The organism is Butyrivibrio sp. YAB3001, from assembly GCF_900112195.1.
Classification (GTDB): Bacteria; Bacillota; Clostridia; order Lachnospirales; family Lachnospiraceae; genus Butyrivibrio.
In genome coordinates, this window is the sequence record NZ_FOKR01000008.1 from 126,363 (window position 1) to 148,106 (window position 21,744).

Annotated in this window: 16 protein-coding genes and 1 tRNA gene; 14 read left to right on the top strand and 3 right to left on the bottom strand. The window is 37.9% G+C overall.

The window, feature by feature from the left end:
• Positions 1-89 precede the first annotated feature (89 nt).
• From BM086_RS10475 to BM086_RS10510, 8 genes are all read left to right on the top strand, one after another.
• On the top strand, positions 90-521 hold the full coding sequence (locus BM086_RS10475) for a GntR family transcriptional regulator (protein WP_092326062.1): 432 nt from the start codon (positions 90-92) through the stop codon (positions 519-521).
• Entirely contained in the window at positions 514-1,419 is a 906-nt protein-coding gene (locus BM086_RS10480) for an ABC transporter ATP-binding protein (RefSeq protein WP_092326064.1), read from the top strand. Before BM086_RS10475 ends, BM086_RS10480 begins: the two co-directional genes overlap by 8 nt.
• Positions 1,391-3,568, top strand: a complete 2,178-nt coding sequence (locus BM086_RS10485; RefSeq protein ID WP_092326066.1) for a DUF6449 domain-containing protein — start codon at positions 1,391-1,393, stop codon at positions 3,566-3,568. Before BM086_RS10480 ends, BM086_RS10485 begins: the two co-directional genes overlap by 29 nt.
• An 18-nt stretch (positions 3,569-3,586) precedes the next feature.
• The gene (locus tag BM086_RS10490; protein WP_242952169.1) at positions 3,587-4,495 is read left to right on the top strand and encodes a carbohydrate ABC transporter permease; all 909 of its coding nucleotides are present in this window, start codon (positions 3,587-3,589) and stop codon (positions 4,493-4,495) included.
• A gap of 5 nt (positions 4,496-4,500) precedes the next feature.
• On the top strand, positions 4,501-5,433 hold the full coding sequence (locus tag BM086_RS10495) for a carbohydrate ABC transporter permease (protein WP_242952170.1): 933 nt from the start codon (positions 4,501-4,503) through the stop codon (positions 5,431-5,433).
• A 190-nt stretch (positions 5,434-5,623) separates the two neighbouring features.
• Positions 5,624-7,237 carry an HlyD family efflux transporter periplasmic adaptor subunit gene (locus BM086_RS10500; protein ID WP_092326070.1) on the top strand — a complete coding sequence of 538 codons (1,614 nt, stop codon included), beginning with the start codon at positions 5,624-5,626 and terminating at the stop codon, positions 7,235-7,237.
• The gene (locus BM086_RS10505) at positions 7,237-8,478 is read left to right on the top strand and encodes an ABC transporter permease (RefSeq protein WP_092326072.1); all 1,242 of its coding nucleotides are present in this window, start codon (positions 7,237-7,239) and stop codon (positions 8,476-8,478) included. Before BM086_RS10500 ends, BM086_RS10505 begins: the two co-directional genes overlap by 1 nt.
• 31 nt (positions 8,479-8,509) lie before the next feature.
• The gene (locus BM086_RS10510; protein WP_141107732.1) at positions 8,510-11,017 is read left to right on the top strand and encodes an ABC transporter substrate-binding protein; all 2,508 of its coding nucleotides are present in this window, start codon (positions 8,510-8,512) and stop codon (positions 11,015-11,017) included.
• A 105-nt stretch (positions 11,018-11,122) separates the two neighbouring features.
• On the opposite strand, the gene BM086_RS10515 is transcribed toward BM086_RS10510, so the two are convergent.
• Positions 11,123-11,193: transfer RNA gene (locus tag BM086_RS10515), tRNA-Gly, on the bottom strand.
• 170 nt (positions 11,194-11,363) lie between these two features.
• Here BM086_RS10515 and mscL point away from each other — a divergent pair.
• From mscL to BM086_RS10535, 4 genes are all read left to right on the top strand, one after another.
• Positions 11,364-11,858 (top strand): large conductance mechanosensitive channel protein MscL, encoded by a 495-nt coding sequence (gene mscL / locus BM086_RS10520; RefSeq protein ID WP_092326076.1) that lies wholly within the window; start codon positions 11,364-11,366, stop codon positions 11,856-11,858.
• A gap of 228 nt (positions 11,859-12,086) precedes the next feature.
• Entirely contained in the window at positions 12,087-13,061 is a 975-nt protein-coding gene (locus BM086_RS10525; RefSeq protein ID WP_092326078.1) for a calcium/sodium antiporter, read from the top strand.
• 110 nt (positions 13,062-13,171) lie between these two features.
• Positions 13,172-14,269 carry a tRNA 2-thiouridine(34) synthase MnmA gene (mnmA, locus tag BM086_RS10530; protein WP_092326136.1) on the top strand — a complete coding sequence of 366 codons (1,098 nt, stop codon included), beginning with the start codon at positions 13,172-13,174 and terminating at the stop codon, positions 14,267-14,269.
• 213 nt (positions 14,270-14,482) lie between these two features.
• Complete coding sequence (locus tag BM086_RS10535; RefSeq protein ID WP_092326080.1) at positions 14,483-15,352, top strand: ROK family protein; 870 nt, start codon at positions 14,483-14,485, stop codon at positions 15,350-15,352.
• A gap of 100 nt (positions 15,353-15,452) precedes the next feature.
• On the opposite strand, the gene BM086_RS10540 is transcribed toward BM086_RS10535, so the two are convergent.
• Together BM086_RS10540 and uxaC are read right to left on the bottom strand one after the other, a co-directional pair.
• Positions 15,453-16,475: a LacI family DNA-binding transcriptional regulator gene (locus BM086_RS10540; protein ID WP_242952171.1), complete on the bottom strand. Its 1,023-nt coding sequence runs from the start codon at positions 16,473-16,475 to the stop codon at positions 15,453-15,455.
• Positions 16,476-16,478: 3 nt separating this feature from the next.
• On the bottom strand, positions 16,479-17,897 hold the full coding sequence (uxaC, locus tag BM086_RS10545; protein WP_092326082.1) for a glucuronate isomerase: 1,419 nt from the start codon (positions 17,895-17,897) through the stop codon (positions 16,479-16,481).
• Between the two features lie 250 nt (positions 17,898-18,147).
• Between uxaC and BM086_RS10550 the strand changes: the two genes are divergently transcribed.
• Together BM086_RS10550 and BM086_RS10555 are read left to right on the top strand one after the other, a co-directional pair.
• Positions 18,148-19,650: a UxaA family hydrolase gene (locus BM086_RS10550; protein ID WP_092326084.1), complete on the top strand. Its 1,503-nt coding sequence runs from the start codon at positions 18,148-18,150 to the stop codon at positions 19,648-19,650.
• Positions 19,651-20,024: 374 nt separating this feature from the next.
• Positions 20,025-21,713 carry a hypothetical protein gene (locus BM086_RS10555; RefSeq protein ID WP_092326086.1) on the top strand — a complete coding sequence of 563 codons (1,689 nt, stop codon included), beginning with the start codon at positions 20,025-20,027 and terminating at the stop codon, positions 21,711-21,713.
• The last annotated feature ends 31 nt before the right edge of the window (positions 21,714-21,744 follow it).

The following is a 21,744-nucleotide window of genomic DNA, read 5'->3' on the forward strand; positions in this document are numbered from 1 at the left end:
CTTGCATTATGGCAAGGGGTATTGTATTATCTAACTGTACTAATAATGTTAGTACAGTTAGTGCATATGTGATTGTATGGTGGGATGATATGAATTTAATTGACTATCAGGATAGTAGACCTATCTACGAACAAATTGTTGAAAATTTGAAGATTCAGATATACAAGGGAATCTTGCAGGAAAATGATCAGATGCCATCTGTCAGAAGTCTTGCCATGGAATTATCTACAAATCCCAATACAGTTCAGAAGGCATACGCTGAACTGGAAAGACAGGGATTTATTTATACTGTCAAGGGGAAAGGCAACTTTGTTAAGGGCAATTCTTCTATGATGGACAATAAGAAGAATGAAATAATTGCCAAGATAATACGTCTTTTTAAAGAGGCTCAGGATATTGGCATTCCTTTGAATGAACTTGTACATGACCTTAAAGTGGTATTAGTTGATTCACAAAATGGCGATACTGAGATGTCTTTTGACATAAACTTGATAAGAAAAGGGGAGGGACAACATGATTGAGTTACTGGAATTATTAAAATCATTTGACGACATCAAGGCTGTCAATCATGTTTCATTGTCTATCAAAGATGGTGAAGTTTTTGGTCTTGTTGGTACAAATGGTGCGGGGAAGAGCACACTTCTCAGGATTATGGCAGGTGTGATAAAGCCTGATGGTGGTGTGGTGTGTGTGGATAATCGGGCTGTTTATGATAATCCGGAAGTTAAGAGAGATATTTTTTATATATCAGATGACCAGTATTTTTTGCCTAACAGTACTCCTGAAGAAATGGCTGATTATTATGAAGGAATATATCCTTCATTTGACAAACTTAAGTTTTTAAAGCTTTGCGGCGGCTTTGGAATTGATGTTAAGCGCAAAATCAGTTCTTTTTCCAAGGGCATGAAGAAACAGGTATCAATACTTCTTGGAATATGCGCAGGAACCAAATATATACTCTGTGATGAGACATTTGATGGTCTTGATCCGGTTGTGAGACAGGGAGTGAAGAGCCTTTTTGCTGCAGAGATATCAGACAGAGGGCTTACACCAGTAATTGCATCCCATAACTTAAGAGAACTTGAAGATATCTGTGACCATATAGGACTTCTTCATAAAGGCGGCGTGATTCTTTCTGAGGACCTTGGCGATATGAAGGTCAGAATGCAGAAGGTTCAATGCGTATTTGCAAGCTCTGATGATGAAGCAAAGGCCCTTGAGGATATGAATGTTCTTATACATGAAAAGAGAGGACGTCTCCACACAATTACTATTCGAGGGGAAAGAGAAGAGGTTGAGGCAGCATTTAAGCGCGGAAATCCGATTTTCTTCGAAGTTCTGCCTCTTTCATTAGAGGAGATATTTATTAGTGAAACGGAGGTGGTCGGATATGACATCCGCAAATTTGTCCTTGGCTGATAGATTTAGTAATCATAAAAAGTATATTTCAAGAACATTATGGTCATCCTACATTGGGTTTGTGATCATGGCTGTTTACTATGTTCTTGGCGTGATGCTCATTTTAACAAGAGCATTGAATTATGGCAGAATGTATAATCAGGCGCCGGAAGTATTAAGACGAGAAAAATACGTTGCGGTTACAAGTATTCTGGGATTTGAGCAGCTAGGCTGGATCATTGTTGTTGCACTTGCCATAGTATTTGCGTTTCAGGGATTTAATTATCTTTTTGACCAGAAAAAGATTGATTTTTACTTAAGCCAGCCGACTACCAGGGCGGAGAGACTCACAAGAAATTATATAAATGCGATCACTACTTTTGCAGCAATGTACATCATTACAAATGGGATTGCGCTTATAATAGCAGCTTTCTTTGGAGCTGTGAACAAAGTCGTTCTTCTTACAGCTCTCATTGAAACAGCAAGAATCATAGTTTTATTTTTTGCTGTTTATAGTATTACTGTCCTTGCGATAATGCTTACCGGAAGTTTTCCGATAGCACTGCTTGTACTTGCGTTTTTCCTTGCAATTTCTGTACTGTTTGGCGGAGAACTTATTGGTTATAAGAATATTTTCTATGATACCTATGCAGCAAGGGAATCTGTCATGATAGGCTCGCCAATTTATGACAGATATGTACTTACATTTCAGATGAGATCACTTAGAAGTCAGGACTGGTTCAATACTTCTTTGGAATCCATCACAAAATGCTTTGGCTATTTTAAGAATAAAGATATTGATACTTTTATTGTTGGTATCATAGCGTTTATTTTTGTTATTGTTTTCAGCAAATTCAGAAGAGCAGAGCATGCGGGCAAGACTATTGTTTACAGACCATTTAGATGGTTCTTAAAAATAGTTCTCTGTATAGTGATAGGACTTGGGGCAGGGGTTGTTCTTTATGTGATGTATGATTTTGCCTGGAGTACAAGTGTTTATGTGATAATGTTTATTGTGATGATCATTTCAGGGCTGTTTTCAGGTTGTATATTGGAAGCAATTCTTGATGGCAACATCAGAAGTATTTTAAAAGGAATGCCCCAGACAATTCTGGCACTTGCTATTACATCGCTTATCTTTGTCATATTCAAGGGTGATCTTTTAGGATATGATAGTTTTGTGCCTGAACGCACAAAAATTGAGAGTTGTGCTATACTTGAGAGTGGCTATGATTATCAGCTTTATACAAATGGTGAGAATACATATGGTAATGATTCTGAAGAAAATATGAAGATTACCGATACTGACACTTTTTGTGAAGTAGTCAGAATAGGTATGCAGACCAAGAAAGAAGAAGCCAAGTCTTCAAGAACAGGTAAGTATAAGAATTTGGGAAACGATACTACAGTTCTTTTCAGGATGAAGAATGGCAAGAAGATATACAGAAGCATTACTATACCATATGATATAGACAGTGCTTTGTTTTCTAAGCTTATAGATTCAAAAGAATACAAAGAGGGCTGCTTTAGCGTATTTTTTGATGATAAGATGAGAGCGTATGATATGGCAAACAGAAAGACTACGTCCATGCAGTACATGTCTGTTTCCGGCAATAGGATTACAACTGATCTGTCATATGCTGAACTTAGCGATGCTTACAGAAAAGATATAGAAAAATACTTTTCATATGAAATGGTAGGCAAGAGTATTCCTATAGGAAGAATAGAATATTCAAACAGTTCAAATGACGGATATGCAAGTTGTGATTTTGATGTGTTCGAGTGTTATGAAAATACGATTGCGCTGCTTAAAAAATATGGTATTTTTACAGAGGATAAGCTCGATGTCCAGAATAATGTTGCAAGCGTTAGTGTGACAAATTATTATCCCGGTGTTGATTCTGAAAAAGAGGATATAGATATTTCAAATACTTCTGTAGAGGAGAAAACTGTTACCTACACAGACAGGGATAAGATAGTACAGATTCTGGAGAATGCCCGTTGCAGAGAATTCTATAATAAATGGTATAATGATACAGATTATTTAAATAGTCAGTATAGTATTAGTGTTGAAACAAAAAGTGCAGTGGATTCCTACGGGAGCCGCACAGTTTTTTATTCATTTGAAGTGGGGAAAGTACCTGATTTTGTATATTCAGATACCAATTGATAATTGAAAAAGTTTTATTTGTCCAAAAAAGAAAAATTAAATAATGAAAAGACTAAGCATGCTTCAAGTCTTAAGAGAAAAAAGCTGATTTCCTGGCTGTTTCTTTTGCCATCTCTTTTCGGGGTTATTTTGTTTTTTGTGGCGCCGTTTATGGTAGTAATATACTATTCGCTTATAAACAATCCTGTTCAGAAAGAGTTTGTGGGATTTGACAACTATATCAATGTTTGGAACAATGCAGCATTTAAGCAGGCAGCAAGTAATTCACTTGTATTTTCGCTTATCTCAGTGCCGATGGCGGTATTTTTATCATTGTTTCTTGCGGCGATCATGGAAACAAGAATTCCTTTTAAGAGCTATTTCAGGTCTTTTTTCTTAAGTCCGTTGATGGTGCCGACTGCTTCTGTTGTGCTTATATGGCAGGTAATGTTTCATCAAAATGGTCTTGTTAATAATGTTACGGCATTATTTGGCGCCAATAAGATTGACTGGCTTAAGTCAGATAAGGCATGTATTGTAATAGTTGCGTTGTTCCTATGGAAAAATCTTGGATATAACATGATCCTTTTCATGGCGGCTCTTGCGAGTATTCCCAAGGATCTTTTGGAAGTGGCGGCTCTTGAGAATGCGAATAAATGGCAGGTCTTCTGGCTTGTTAAGGCAAGATATCTGTCATCGACAATTATGTTCGTGGCTATCATGTCGCTTATCAGTTCATTTAAGGTATTCAGAGAAGTTTACCTTATGACCGGAGATTATCCGTATCAGACATTGTATATACTACAGCATTTTATGAATAATACTTATGCATCATTGGATTACCAGAAGTTATCAACTGCTGCGATTATCATGTTCATTGTTGTTACAGCTCTTGTTTACGCCATGTATGCGATAGAAAATATCTATGGTAAGGATATAGAGGGGTAAATGACATGAGAGTGAAAATGCAGACAAGAGTAAGACAACGGATAAAAAGAAGAAAGATGCGTATTGATACGCTAAAGACAGTAATAGTTACTGTGATTGCTGTAATATTTGCGGTAATATTCCTTCTTCCGACTTTCTTGACGATAACAAACTCTTTTATGTCATCGTCTGAAATAAGTGCTAATTACGGTAGTATATTTGCAACCACAGAAAAGGGCGGCAAGGTTTTTATTTCCAAGACTGTCAATCTGAAATTTATTCCGGATATAGTTTCTTTTACACAGTATTTTACGGTTTTATTTAAAAGCCCGGAGTATTTGATCAAGTTTTGGAACTCGATGATATATGTTGTCCCCATAGTTGTAGTCCAACTTATGATAGCGACATTGGCTTCATATGGATTTGCCAGATATACGGGGAAACTAAAAAATGCTATATTTTTTGCTTATATAATTATGATGCTTATGCCTTATCAGGTTACGCTTGTTCCGAACTTTCTTGTTTCGAAGGCACTTGGGATTTATGGAACAAGGTGGTCAATATGGCTTCCCGGAATGTTTTCGCCGTTTGCGGTTTATCTTTTGACTAAATTTATGAGGCGTATTCCTACGGAAGTAATGGAAGCTGCTTCGATAGATGGAGCAAATGAGTGGTATATTTTTTCGAGAGTATGTCTTCCGCTGTGTAAGGGAGGTATCGCATCAATCGCAATCCTGGTGTTTTTTGATTATTGGAACATGGTTGAGCAGCCGCTGATTCTTTTACCGGATTCAGAAATGCATCCGCTTTCAGTGTTCTTATCCAAAATCAATTCAGGTGAGATAAGTCTTGCTTTTGCGGTTGCTGTAATTTACCTTGTTCCGCCGCTTCTGATATTCTTATATGGAGAAGAGTATCTTGTTGAAGGTATTTCATATCAGGGTGGAATTAAGGGCTGATGTGAGCGAGGTTTTAGCATAAGCGGTTTTTAATGGTGATTATTGTAGAACAGTGTCATGGAAATGTACTTGTTTTGTGATAATATATACGAAAATAGTTATGTTTTCGTTTCAGTTCAGACAGGAATGCGTACTGTGCTACGTATTTTGTAAGAAAGTGATTCAGTAGTTTTAGGGAGAGTAATGGGAGATGTCAGATAGTTTTGATAACAAAAATGAAATCATTGTTGATGTTGACGGAAGTTCTGCACTTTCGCCAAGGCAAAATGACAAGAAGCCACCGGTTAACAGGAAGGATATGGTAAAGAACTTTGCAATAGGATTCTTATCCTTAATGCTTGTGCTTACGTTCTTTTCTAATACGATTATGAATTTTTCGCTGTCACAGGTGGCAACGCAGCAGATTACAAGCGGCTCAATCAGTCCTCAGATAAGAGGAACAGGAGTTGTATCTGCTGAGGATCCTTACAATGTTACAGTTAAGGAAACCAGAAAAGTTTCAGGTGTAGCTGTCAAGGAAGGGGCACATGTTGAGATAGGAGATGTTCTTTTCTATCTTGAGGACAGAGAATCAGAGGAATTAAAATCAGCCAAAAAAGAATTGGATGATATGGAATTAGCCTACGAACAGGCTCTTTTTACAGGAGATATTCCCGATGATGTAATTTCAAGAGTCAGAACAGGAAATACTCAGACATATGATGCATATCAGCTCAAGCTTAAGGAAGTAAATGACAGATATGATTCAGCAAAGGCAGTGGCTGATGCAGCTACTAAGGCGGTAGAGTATCTTACAGATTTGAAGAGCCATGATTCAAATGAAATAGACTATCAGACTCTTACATACGAATATGAGAATGCAAATGCTGAATATCAGAAGAATTATGCTAAGTATATTTATGATTCTACCGATGAAGCTCAGAATGAAATTATTCAAAATGTAGAGAATGAATGGGATTATGTAGTTGCTGAGAACAATAGAGAAACAAAGGAACTTGAAACATATAAGAATCAATTGAATATTGGTTATGATCAAAAGCTTACTGAAGCAAAAGCTAATGAAAGCAAAGCAAAAAAAATCCTTGAAGATGCAGAAGCAGAAAAAAACAAGCAGATTAAGAGCATTAATGCTGAAATATCTCTCTGCAATCAAAGGGATAAGATAAAAGAGCAGAAGGATAAAATTGCAGAACTTGAAAAAGAATCCATTGGAGCTTCAATCAAAGCGCCTGTTGCCGGAACTGTTTCTCAGATCAATAAGGCTTCAGGTGAAACAGTGTCTGCAGATGAAGCGGTAGCTGTTATCCAGATTGATGGTAAAGATATGACTGTAAGTTTTTCAGTTACAAATGCTCAGGCTCAGAAGCTTAATGTTGGAGATCCTGCAAAGCCCCAAAACTCATGGCTCTATGGTGATGACTTTAAGGCTACACTTATAAATATCAAGAACGACAAATCAGACCCTTCAAGCAAGAAACAGCTGACATTTAAGATTGAGAGTAAGGATGTTGCACCAGGACAGTCTGTTGCACTGGCAATTGGAGAGCGTTCTGTTGAGTATGACATGATCGTGCCCAAGAGTGCTATAAAGACAGGAACTACAGGAAAGTTTGTCCTTGTTGTAAACAGTAAATCCAGTCCTTTGGGAAACAGATATATTGCATCAAATGTTGAGGTTACTGTTGTTGCATCTGATGACAACTATGCAGCAATTACAGCAGCATTAAATGGTGATGAATATGTAATTACTACTTCTACAAAGCCTGTTAACGCAGGTGATCAGGTGAGGCTTGCAAACGAGTAATGATTTTTGAAAAGATTTGTAACTGTATAAAAAGTTTTTTTTCAAATAAAAAGAGAAATGTAATCCTGATAATAATAGCAGCGCTTTTATTAGTTGACCTTATCCTGGGGCTGATATGCAGGCTCTTTGTATCAAAGCTTCCTGAGCAGCTTGCGGCAGACAGATGGAATTATGAGGGAAACGATGCTCAGGTAAGTATATTTTTTACTGAGGATCAGATGATAACTCCTGATGACATCAAGAAGCTCGAATATACCATGGAGACTAAACTTCGAGATGCAGGTGTTCTGAATAAGGATGATGATGAAGAAGAAAACGCCGGTAAAATAGTTGATACTATTGAACTTGGTGGTAATGAGCAGAAAACCGAAGCTTCTGATAAAGAAAAGGTTAATGAAATCGCATTATTGTACAATAGTTGTTACAGTGCTCAAGGATTTACTTCAATTGTTTTTGAGGATAGGACAGCTTCTGATGTAGATGCCATTGGCGTTGAAGGTGATTTTTTCTTTTTCCATCCGCTTACGCTTGTTAATGGAGCGTACTTTTCACCGGATGATATTATGAAAGACCGCATTGTTGTTGATGAAGAACTTGCGTGGCAATTATTTGGCTCAAGCGATATTATCGGACAATGCGTTGAGATTGGTGGAGTAAACCACTATATTGCAGGGGTTGTTAAGCGTGATGAAGGAAGGATTAATAAAGCAGCAGGACTGAACAAAAGCGTTGTTTTCATGTCCTATGAGAGCTTGTCACAATATGGAACAATTCTTAGTGGACGTACGGATTCTTCCGGGAGTAGCGAGGATGGAACAAGCAGTTCAAATGGTGGTATCAACTGTTATGAAGCTGTAATACCGAACCCCGTTGACGGTAGCGCTGCTAAAATGGTAAAAGAAAGTTCCGGAATTGAAGATAAATATATCTCTGTGGTAGATAATACCAACCGTTTTACCTTTTTTAATATACTTGAGATAATCGGAAGTTTTGGTAAAAGAAGTATGTGGGATAAGCCGATTTTTTATCCTTATTGGGAAAATGTGGCAAGAGGATGGGAAGATATTATTGCGCTTATCTGGTTTTTTAAATGTTTGTTTCGCGTTAGCGCCGCTCTGCTTGTGACTATTTTTATTGTTGATGCATATAGGAAAAAGACATGGAGAGTTTCTCAGATAGTCGCTTATCTGGCTGATAAGAAGTATGAATATGAAGCCAGAAAGCAAATTCAGGGAAGGTAATGCAAACTGTTATAGAGAGGAGAGAAATATTATGAAGAACTATGCAAAGAGAGGTTTGAGCGTGGTGCTTGCCTTGACCATGGGAACTATGCTTTTCACTGGTTGCGGCAAAAAGAAGACTGATGAAGAAAGCATTCTTAATGAAGCTACAAAGGCATCAAAGGATTATGTATTTGCATCTGAAGTTTTGAATATTACTGAAGATCCATCTGGAATAAATGGAATTATACCTTTGGGTGACAGATTATGTGCAACTTCATATGGTGAAGATGGAGAAATCGAGCTTATCTCATTTAATGCTGATGGTTCCGATATCGAGAAAACCAATATTAAAGTTGGTGAAAATGAGAATTATTCATATTATACCTTTGATTCAGAAGGGAACATGTACGCTATCTGCAATATATATACTTGGTCTGATTATTACGAAGGTGATGCAGAAGGTTTGGAAGATTTGCAGGATGGCTCTTTAGAAGATGGTGACTCAGAGAATCAAAGTGAAAATGAATCTGACAAAGAGAGTGCTGATAATTCCGGAGATGCTTCAGAGAAAACAGATGACAAAGATACTGAAGATAAAGAAGCAGAGAATAAAGACACCGAAAGTGCTGATGGAGCAAATGAAGGGGCAGAATCTGACGATGTAACAGTAACCGAAGAAGATACTGATTCAGAAGATATCAGTGCACCTGAAAAAGATGAATGTTATCTTGTAAAGTTCGATAAAGACGGCAATCTTCTTGAAAAGATCGATCTCATGGAAAAATATGCAAATGATGGATATGTATCTATCAGTGGTATGACTGCAACAGATGATGGAACAATTCTTATTAGTCTTGAGCAGGGAATCCTGAGCTATACAAGTGCTGACGGATTTAAGATGCTTGTGGATAATGGAACACAGTATCGTTATTACCAGATGTATAAAGGCTTTAATGGCAAGATTTTCCTTTCATCATATGGTGATAAAGGAATAGAGTTAAGTTCTTTTGATCCTGGTACAGGAGCTATAGGCGAACCTTCAAAAACATTACAGAGCTATGGAGATTATTCTTTCTTTGGCGGAAATGGATATGACCTCTATATGAGTAATGCTGAAGGTATTTATGGTTATGATCAGGCTGCCGACACAATGACTAAGCTTCTTGACTATGTGGATTCTGATCTCGAGCTCAATGGTTCAGTTGGTCAGGCTGTTGCAATAAGTGATTCGGAATTTGTTGCATTGATTCCGGATTCTGATTACAACTACTATGTTGCACATCTTACAAAGGTAGCACCGGAAGATGTTAAGGATAAACAGCTTATTACACTGGGTGGATACTATATTGATTATGAGATCAGAAAGAAAGCTTTTGAGTTTAACAGAAACAGCAACGAATATAAGATTAAGTTTGTAGACTATTCATCTTATGATACTGATGATAATTATGGTGCTGGTGCAGACAAGCTTAATATGGATATTGTTTCTGGAAATACTCCGGATATTCTTATTCTTGGTGATGAGATGCCGGTTGATAGCTATATCAATAAAGGACTTTTCCTTGACCTTGCAAGTTTCATAAGTAACGACTCAGAAATATCAGAATCAGATTTTATTACAAACATTTTTGATGCATTTAAGACCGGCGATAAGGTATACCAGATAGTTCCAAGCTTCTATATCAGTTCAATGATAGCTAAGTCAAAATTTGTTGAAGGTAAAGATGTACTTACATTTAAGGATTGCGACGAACTTATCAAGAATACAGGTGTTAAGAGAGATAATGCTTTTGGCATGATGCTCACAAGAGACGGATTCCTTGAGCAGGGCATTGCATATTCAGGTAATTCCTATATAGACTGGGAAAAGAAACAGTGTAACTTTAATAGCGATTCCTTCATTGAATTCCTTGAATTTGCAAAAGATTTTCCTACAGAATACCCTGAAAGCGCATGGGAAGATTATAAGGATACTATGTATCTCAATGATGAATCATTGTTTAACTTTATTGTGTTCTCTGAGTTCAGTGATTATGCATATTATAAGAGAGCAGTATTTGGCGATGACTTTAAGTTTGTTGGATTCCCTAATAATCTGGGTATCAACAACTCAATTATTTATCCGTCCAAGAGAATGGCAATTAGTTCACAGACAAAGAGTAAAGATGCATGCTGGGAGTTCTTAAGAGCATTCCTTACAGAAGCTTATCAGGATGAAGTGACTTATAGCTTCCCAATCAGAAAGTCAAGCTTTGATAAGAAGGCTCAAAAAGCTAAAGAAAGACCATATTACATGGATGGTGATGAGAAGATTGAATATGACGAGACATTCTATGTAAATGGTCAGGAAATCGTTCTTGATCCGCTTAATGATGATGAAATATTGGATTTCTCAAACTTTATCAAGTCACTTAACCTTACATACACCTACAATAAGAATGTAAACAACATCATCTTTGAAGAGGCTTCAGCATTCTTTAGTGGACAGAAGACTGCAAAAGAAGTTGCTGATATTATTCAGAGCAGACTCTCAATATATGTGAATGAAAACAGCTGATTAGATATTGAGTAATAAAGATAAAAAGGAAGGTTGCTGAAACGGCAGCCTTCTTTTTTATAGCACAAAAAATAAAAAAGTCTCAAGCCATGCGACTTGAGACTAAGCAGGATACGGGAATCGAACCCGCCTCCTCAGCTTGGGAAGCTGATATACTACCGATGTACTAATCCTGCGAAAAATATAATGTCAAATCATTCAGTATTCATGCATCTTTGGTGACTCAACTATTTCATTTTAGCTAATTTGTGATATAATTTCAAGAGTGAATTCATTTTTTATTATTTTATTTCAAAAAACTTTTTTGGGGAACACAAACTGTTGATTTGTGTAGAAAGAAGGCGAGATGACAGAGAAAATGAAAGATGTTGCGGGTAAAGGAAAAGGATTAGCAGGAGAATTTCGCGAGTTTATCATGCGTGGCAATGTGCTTGATATGGCTGTCGGTGTAATCATTGGCGGTGCATTCCAAAAAATAATATCATCACTGGTTGATGACATTATTATGCCTGTTATCAGTTTGCTTACAGGCGGAATTGATTTCAATAATAAGTTCGTTGTTCTTGGAGGTGGAGAGCCGGGCGCTACATATCTGACTTTGGATGCGGCTAAGGAAGCTGGCGCTGCAACCTTGAATTATGGAACGTTTATTACTGTAGTTATCAATTTCTTATTGATGGCGTTTGTGATTTTCCTTCTTGTAAAGTGCATGAATGGTGTATCTAATAAATTTGCCAAGGATAAGGCTGAAGCACCTGCTACGACCAAAATCTGTCCTAAATGTAAGAGTGAGATCAACATTGAGGCTACAAAGTGTCCTTGCTGTACATCTGATCTATAAAAAAGGTTTATTTTTTTATAATAGAGTGCTATAATCTCTTTTAGGTATCAGGGAGTAGCTTGCATAAGAAATTATTTTTGATGCGATGAAGATTTCTTATGTAACATATATCGTCAACACAGGAATATTTATTCCTCGGGATATGTTATAAGTAGCGAGACTTTTACCACAATTTTTGTTGTGGAAGAAGTCTCGCTTTTTCTGCACATTTTTAAGGAGGATTATTTTATGATACTTAATTTGTTACTGTTGATTGTTGGATTTGTCGCATTGGTAAAGGGTGCTGATTACTTTGTTGACGGAAGTGCTTCACTTGCCAAGGTTTTCAGGGTTCCAAGTCTTATAATCGGTCTTACTATCGTGGCTCTTGGTACCAGCGCTCCGGAACTTGCGGTTAGTACAACGGCTGCGCTTCAGGGTTCAAATGAGATTGCCCTTAGTAATGTTGTTGGTTCTAACATGTTCAATCTGTTGGTTGTTCTTGGCGCATGTGCATTGTTTTGCACTGTTCCCGGTAACGAAGACATTTTTAAAAGAGATTTTCCTTTTTCGATAATTGTTACTGTTTTTGTTCTGATATGCACCTTGTCATCAGTAGTTTTTTCCGGAAATGTGTTTGCTCACAATATGGCAGATGAGGCCGGAGTTATTGGAAGATTAGAAGCAGTTGTTCTTATAGTGGCATTTGTCGGATACATTCTTTGGCTGATCAAGGCTGCGAAAAAAAACAAAACAGAAGAATCTGACGAAAAGCTTATGCCGGTATGGAAGTGCTTTTTATTTATTGTTTTAGGTCTGGTAGCTATTGTTGCAGGAGGACAGGCTGTAGTTTACAGCGCAAAAGAAATTGCAAGGTTCTTTGGAATGTCTGAGACACTTATCGGACTTACAGTTGTTGCATTTGGAACATCATTGCCTGAACTTGTGACATCGGTTGTTGCTGCAAGGAAGAATGAGACAGGATTGGCAGTAGGAAATGTAATCGGTTCAAACATATTTAACCTGATGCTTATACTTGGTGTTTCATCGTTTCTTCATCCGGTTACAGTTAATTTCGCATCATTCTTTGACCTAATAGTTCTTATCTTTATGAGTGTGATAACATACGTATTTCTAGTTAGTAAAAAAGAACTTAACAGACCGGAAGGCATTATAATGATTTTGATCTATGCAGCACAGATTGTATTTGCTGTTGTCAGATAAGATTAGTATTCAGACACGAAATAAAATTTAATCTAAAGAGGCGTGGATTACATAAAAGTTATCCACGCTTTTTCTATGAAATTATGTATAATAAAGACATGGGTGATAATATGAATTTACAGGAAAAAAATAAATCAGCACTGATAGCAATGAGTGGCGGAGTAGATAGTTCGGTAGCAGCAGCCCTCACTATGGAAGCGGGGCTTGACTGCCATGGCTGCACAATGCGTCTATATGAAAATGATATGGTTGGAAAGGACATATTTGATACATGTTGCAGCATAGAGGATACTAAGGATGCCAGAGCTGTGTGTGACAGACTTGGGATTGATTACAATATTTATCATTATGAAATTGAATTCAGGGAAAAAGTAATTGAACCATTTGTCTGCAGCTATGAGAAAGGTGAAACTCCCAATCCATGCATCAGGTGCAATAAATATCTTAAATTTGATATATTGTATCAAAAGGCGCGTGAACTTGGCTGCGATTACATTGTTACCGGGCATTATGCCAGAATAGAAGAGCGTGATGGCCATTTTTATCTTTTGAAAGCTAAGGATGCAAATAAGGATCAGAGCTATGTATTATATGATCTTACAGAAGAGCAGCTAAGACATACTCTTTTTCCATTGGGCAATATAAGTAAGCCGGAGGTTCGTGAGATTGCTCAAAAGCATGAATTTGTTACTTCTCATAAGAGTGAGAGCCAGGATATCTGCTTTGTTCCTGATGGTGACTATGCCGGAATGATAAGGCGTTATAGAAACAAAGAGTATCCTAAGGGGAATTTTGTTGACAAGGATGGAAAAATTCTTGGCACCCACGATGGAATTATTAATTATACGATTGGCCAAAGACGAGGACTTGGCATTCCCGCTGACAGAAGACTTTATGTAACAAAGCTTGATGTGGAAAATAATACTGTAATTCTGGCTGATAACGAAGACTTATTTAAGAGAGAGGTCGTAATACGTGAATTCCATTGGATAACAGGAGATGCGCCTTCAAAAGAGTTTAGGTGCAATGCTAAGATAAGATATAAGCATAAAGAACAGCCGGCTACAGTATTTCCTTTAGATAATAGAATGGCAAGAATCGTATTTGACGAGCCTCAGAGGGCTGCAACAGCCGGACAGTCAGCTGTTTTATATGATGGCGATATTGTTCTTGGCGGCGGTATTATAGATTCTGTTGGAGATAATTGATTTGTTTTATAGCTATTCATATATGCTATAGTAACTGTCAGATAAATTTGCCGTTTACTGTATAGATTCAGGCGCCGCAAACGACATTAGGCAATATCTAATGGGATTCACGATAAAATGAAATCACAAAATATGTATTGACCGTTGATTGTATGTAAAAATGAATGAGCAAGCAAATTTTACATTGCGATATGAAAGGAGAACAAGAAGGTAATGTTATATGGTGCTTTAGAAGCAGGCGGAACTAAGATGGTCTGTGCGATTGGGGATGAAAACGGAAAAATCTTTGAACAGGTTTCGATTCCGACAACTATGCCGGATGAAACTATGCCAAGAATTATAGAATATTTCAAAGACAAAGATATTAAGGCTATTGGAATAGCGTGCTTTGGACCAATTGATCTAAACAAAGAGTCTGACACATATGGATACATAACATCAACACCCAAGACTGCATGGAAGAATTTTAACATAGTTGGCTGTATTAAGGATGCTTTGGGAATTCCTGTGGGCTTTGATACAGATGTCAATGGCTCTCTTTTGGGCGAGATAACATGGGGCTGTGCAAAGGGGCTGACAGATGCTATATATCTTACAATAGGCACAGGAGTAGGCGGAGGTGTTATGTCTAACGGCCGTCTCCTTCATGGAATGCTTCATCCTGAGCTTGGCCATATCATGATCAGCAAAAGAACAGAAGATAAAGGAAAATGCGTATGCCCATTTCATCAAAACTGTTTTGAAGGGCTTGCTTCAGGCCCGTCAATAGAAGTAAGATGGGGCCAGAAAGCTGTTGAACTTGCGGATAAAGAGGAAGTTTGGAAACTGGAAGCTGATTATATCGGTGAAGCACTAGTGAATTTTTGTATGACACTCAGCCCTCAAAAGATTATTCTTGGAGGCGGTGTTATGCACCAGGAGCAGTTGTTTGTTTTGATAAGAGAGTATTTCAAGAAATATATGAATGGATATATTCAGACTAAGAACCTCAAGAATCTTGATGAATATATCGTTCCTGCAAGCTTGAATGATGATCAGGGAATTATGGGAGCTATAAAGCTTGCAATGGATTCAGTTCAGTAAAATATGTTAAATAAAACTCGCCAAGAGATAATCGATAGATTGTTTCTTGGCGAGTTTTTTATACTGATTATTATCAAGTTTAGTGTGAAAGTGCAAGTTCCTAGAACGAAGTTGAACCGCGCTTTATCAGTTCTCCGGAAAAAATAGTCTTTTGTGGCATTTCATTTTGAGACAGTGTACCAATAAGTGTTTTTACAAGCTGAATGCACATATCTTCAAGCCTGTTGTCGATTGAAGAGATATCAGGTTCGGAACAAAGGGTGAGAATTGAATTGTTGTATCCGATTATCTGAAGATCCTTTGGCACGTTTATATTGTTTGCTCTGGCGAAATTCATAGCGCCAATTGCAAGAAAGTCGTCACTGGTAACAATGCCGTCAAATTTTATTCCTTTTTTATAAATAGCCTCAACAAAGTTTTTTACACCATCAATATCTTCATGGCTTCCCTTAAAACACTGCTGCATTTCTTTTTTGAGTGCAATGTCATGAGTCAGTAGCGCATTCTGATAACCTGCAAGTTTTTTCAGACCACTGTAGGAATTACTGTTATAAAGATACAAGATATCTTTGATTCCAGCATTGATCATTTTTTCTGTGGCATCCTGTGTTGCCTTGTAATCATCACATAGAGTGCAGTAAACGTTATGACAATCAAAATCAGCGTTTAAAAGCATGATCGGAACGGAGGCCGCAGCGTCTTTTACATATTGATTATCTTCCGGATTATTCATGATAAAATTAGATCCGACCATTACTACGCTGTCAACATGCTGTGAGAGAAGAAGATTGAGAGAATCTTTTCTTGAATCCATTTCATATCCTGTACAGCATAAAACAGAGTGGTAGCCATTCTCACGGAGCTTTTGCTCAATGAAGTAAATGGCCTTGGCTAAATATAGGTCAGATGCATCGGCACATAAGATTCCTATGGTTTTCATGGAATTAAGACCAAGTCCTCTTGCAAATGCATTTGGCTTATAACCATATTGCTCGATGATATCCATTACTTTTTTACGTGTCCTGGGCTTAACATTAGTGCTGCCGTTTAAGACTCTGGATACTGTAGCAATGGATACTCCGGCTTTTTTGGATATATCATAAATAGTCATCTGGTTACTCATATTTTATCTCGTTTCTAATGGAAAATTAAAATATCTTACCGCATTGTTATAAGAGATATCTGATGCGATTTCGCCAAGTATGGACATATCCTCTGCAGGGTACTCGCCGTTCTCAACCAAAGAACCAAGGAAGTTACAAAGAATTCTACGGAAGTAATCGTGACGTGTATAAGAAGTGAAACTTCTTGAATCAGTAAGCATTCCTACAAACCCTGAAAGATTTCCTGACTCTGCAACGGAAAGCAGCTGCTGTTCCATACCGAATTTTGTATCATTGAACCACCATGCAGAACCCTGCTGAATCTTAGCTACTGTAGGTCCCTCATTGAAAGCATTGAGAGTGGTGTTTATTATCTTGTTATCACTTGGATTCAAGCTGTATAAAATTGTCTTAGGAAGTATTTTTCTTGAATGAAGAGCATCAAGGAAATCTGCCAATTCACCCATTGGATAATATGCATCGATTGTATCAAAACCGGTATCAGGACCAAGCTTTTTGTACATAGGTGTATTATTATCACGCTTGCATCCAAAGTGAAGCTGCATAACCCAATCTCTCTTGGCAATCTCTTCGCCTTCAAAGATCATGAATGCAGTCTGGTACTTAAGATCCTCTTCTTTTGTGAGTTCAGCGCCTGATAATCTCTTGGCAAAAATAGCTTCAACTTCATCGTCAGAAGCAGGGTAGTACATAACGTATTCGAGAGCGTGGTCTGTGACGTTACAACCCTTTGATGCAAAATAATCGAAACGAACTCTTAAAGCCTCTTTGAGTGACTTAAAAGAGTCAATCTTGACACCGCTTACTTCTGAGAGTGTATCCAAATAGGAAACGAATTCCGGTTTTGAAATGTTCTTGGCCTTATCCGGACGCCATGCAGGAAGAACCTTTACATCAAAAGATGTATCTGCTTTGATCTTGTCATGCCATTCAAGAGAATCTACAGGATCATCTGTTGTGCAGATGAGTGTAACATTACTCATTTTAATGAGCTTACGAACACTCATGTCAGGAGCCTGAAGTACTTTATTACAGATATCGTAAACTTCTTCAGCTGTTTTTTCGTTTAGAATTCCGTTATAGCCAAAATATTTGCGAAGTTCCAGATGAGCCCAGTGATATAGAGGGTTTCCAACAGCCTTGCCAAGGCATTTTGCAAACATCATAAATTTTTCTTTATCAGAAGCATCACCTGTGATGTATTTCTCATCCACACCAAATGCTCTCATAAGACGCCATTTGTAATGGTCTCCCCCTAACCATACCTGTGTGATTGTGTCGAAATGACGATCTTCTGCAATTTCCTTAGGGCTGATGTGACAGTGGTAATCCAGAATTGGCATCTTTTCGGCAAAATCATGATAAAGTGTTTTTGCTGATTCAGACTGAAGTAAAAAATCTTCATCCATGAAGTTTTTCATGTAAATATACCTCCCAATAATATTTTGTAGTCTTAAAAATGATTGAATATGTTGCCACGAGATATCTTTCATTTTTTTGAAAGAAATATGAAACTATGTAAGCGATTTCATACAATTTTACAAAGGTATTATACTAGACGGTATCAGCAAATACAATAGAAAAATTTGTTGACGGCTGCATTGTAAGATAATATAGTTTTAATGTAATTGCTTACATTATGTAACAAAAATGAAACAAGGGGTAGGTTATATGAGTTCAATATTAAAGATTCATCCTGAAGATAATGTTGTTGTGTGTCTTAAGCAGCTTGCAAAGGGGGAAAAGATTGATTTTTCTGATGGAACTTCAATTGTTGCGCTGCAGGATATTGCTGCCGGACACAAGATGGCTGTCAGGAAAATTGAAAAAGATGCGAATATTATAAAGTATGGATATGCCATTGGTCATGCTCTAGAGGATATTGAGGCAGGAGAGTGGGTTCATACACATAATACCAAGACAAATCTTGAGGGAATCCTGGATTACAAATATGATCCGGATAAAGATAAATTGGAGAAAAAACTTGCATCGGCCGGAAGCAGGAAGGCAACTTTTAAAGGCTTTGTGAGAAAAAATGGAAAAGTTGGAATAAGAAATGAAGTTTGGATAATTCCAACTGTTGGCTGTGTCAATAATATCGCAACAGCGCTTGCAAAAGAGGCAAATAAGTTTGTAAAGGGCAGCGTTGATGAAGTTGTTGCGTTTACACATAATTACGGATGCTCGCAGACAGGAGATGACCAGGAACATACAAGGACAATTCTTGCGGATCTTATAAATCATCCAAACGCCGGAGGCGTACTGGTTTTGGGACTTGGCTGTGAGAACAGCAACATAGATGTTTTGAAACCTTATATAGGAAGCGTTGATCCTGACAGAGTTAAATTCCTTGTTTGCCAGGAGTCTTCAGATGAGATGGAAGAAGGCCTTGATCTGTTAAAAGAAATCATAGAAAGTGCAAATACTGATGAGAGAGAGGAAGTTGATGCATCTAAGCTTATCATTGGTTTAAAATGCGGTGGAAGTGATGGCTTTTCCGGCATAACTGCAAATCCATTGGTAGGAAGGATTTCCGACAGAATCGTTGAATGCGGAGGAACCTCCATTTTAACTGAAGTTCCGGAGATGTTTGGCGCTGAAACAATCCTCATGAACAGATGTAAGGATGAGAAAACCTTTGATGACACAGTTAATATGATAAATGGTTTCAAAGAGTATTTTACAAAGCAGGGCGAACCAATTTACGAAAATCCATCACCTGGAAATAAGGCGGGTGGTATCACTACACTTGAGGATAAATCACTTGGATGCACACAAAAATCAGGAGATTATCCTGTTATGAATGTCCTTGAATATGGACAGAGAACAGACACAGCAGGACTTAATCTTCTTTGTGCACCCGGAAATGATCTGTGCGCAGCTACAGCTCTTGCAAGTTCAGGCGCTCAGATAGTTTTATTTACAACAGGAAGAGGAACACCTTTTGCCTGCCCTGTGCCTACTATGAAAATAGCAAGCAATAACACTATTGCAGATAAAAAGGAAAATTGGATCGATTTTAGAGCGGGACAGATCCTTGAAGGAAGAACTTTTGAAGAACTTACAGATGAACTCTTTGAAAAAATTCTCAGAACAGCATCAGGAGAAAAGCTAAAGAGTGAACTTGCAGGTTTCCATGATATGGCAATATGGAAGAGAGGCGTCACACTTTAACACATACTTCTTGGTATGGAATTGCTGAATTGATCATCTGTACCAATGGGTAACTAAAATGTAATTGGTTACATTTTAGCTTGTTGGTAAATACATACAAATGCAAGCGGTTTCTTATTTGAAATAATGTACAAAATATTTATAAAGCCTTTGTCAAAAATTGTATTTTTAAAATTTTTTTTGTAAATTTTAACATGTAAGCATTTTCGGAAACCCAGTAAAATCGCCGCTTTCATGAAAAGTTACACAACTTTGTTACAAAACCGACAAAATTCATGCTTGCAAAGGCTTCAAATACATGATAAAGTACGTACATAAGCAAGTGAAAACGCTTACATTTTATTTTCAAACATTAATGGGAGGAACAAATAAAAATGAAAAAGAAAGTTTTATCTTTACTTCTTTCTTCAGCAATGGTTGCATCTCTCGCAGCTTGCGGTTCTACAGAAACTGCTCCTGCATCAACAGAGACAGCTCAGGCTGATACTAAGACAGAGACTCAGGCTACAGACGGAGCTGCATCAACAGAAACAGCAGCTGCTGAGGATTTCAAACTTGAGACTCTTAACATTGTAGTTGACGGAACTCTTACAGCTACAGTTGAAAGCGGACAGAAGGAATTTGAAGAGCAGTGGGAAGCTGCAGTATCTGAGAAGCTTGGACATCCAATTGACCTTAATATCAATCAGCTTGATCACTCAGATTATGCAGGAACAGTATCAAGACTTCTTACAACAGGCGAACCTGGTGACGGAAGCTATCCTGACGCTATGATCATGAGCGCATCAATGCTCAGACAGTATCAGACAACAGGTATACTTTGGGATATGGCTGATGCATATGCAAATGCTGAGTTCCAGTCTCGTGTAACACTTCCTTCAGTTAACGAGAACATGAAAGACAGCGAAGGACACCTTTATGGTTTCGCTCCTACATATGGTAACGGATGTGTTACTTACATTAAGCAGTCATGGCTTGATGCAGTAGGCAAGAAGGTTGAAGATATTAAGACATTTGATGATTATTATGCACTCCTTAAGGCATTCACAGAGAATGATCCTGACGGAAACGGAAGTGCTGGTACATATGGCGTTATTGCTGCCGGCTTTGGTAAGCTTGATGAAGCTCCATACATCAACTACATGCCTGAATTCTGGCAGGGCGCATACCCTTCATTCTATCAGAAGGATGGCGTTTGGGTAGATGGATTCCAGGAGCAGGCTACAATCGATGCACTTGGCAGACTTGCACAGGGTGTTGCTGATGGCGTTATCGATCCTGATACAGAAGATGCTGGTACAAAGCAGGCTCGTGAGAAGTTCTTCTCTAACGATCAGACAACATCAGAAGGTGTATTCACATATTGGGCTGGTACATGGCTTAGAACACTTACAACTAACATGGAAAAGCAGGAAGTTGACAACGATCTTGGTGATAACAGACTTGTTCAGCTTGCTCCTATCCAGGAAATCAAGGATACATGGGGTGGATACATCAACAGAGAAGCTCCTGTTTGGGTAATTACAGATGATCAGGATGGTAATTCAGCTCGTGAAAAGGCTATCTTCGATGCACTTCTTGAGACAATGCTTGATGGTGACAAGGTTCAGACTCTTTGGACATATGGTGCTGAAGATGTTCACTGGTCAACACACGCTGAGGAATTCTCAACAAATGCTGATGATCCAGAGAAGAAGAAGGATTATTCATATGAAGAAGGTCAGTTCCACCTTAAGCAGTCTCCTAACGACCCTAACTCTGTATGGAAGAAGAACCATCTTGATTCAGTACTTGTAATCGCTCCTCTTACAAACGGTTTCGTTGATAACGATGAACTCGTTCAGAAGGGTAATAAGTTCTTCACAGAGAACTGTGTTGATGCTCCTGCAGCACCTTCATGCGATACTCTTGCAGAGAACGAAGCAGCTCTTGTTGAAGCTAAGACAACACTTATGAAGCAGGCTGTAGCAGGTGAAATCACACCTGAAGAAGCAGTTGCTCAGTACCAGGCAGAATTTGGTGATCTTGCTCAGCAGATTCTTGACGAGCTCAATGCTCAGTAATTGAATTACAATAAAATTATTTGATTTGTCT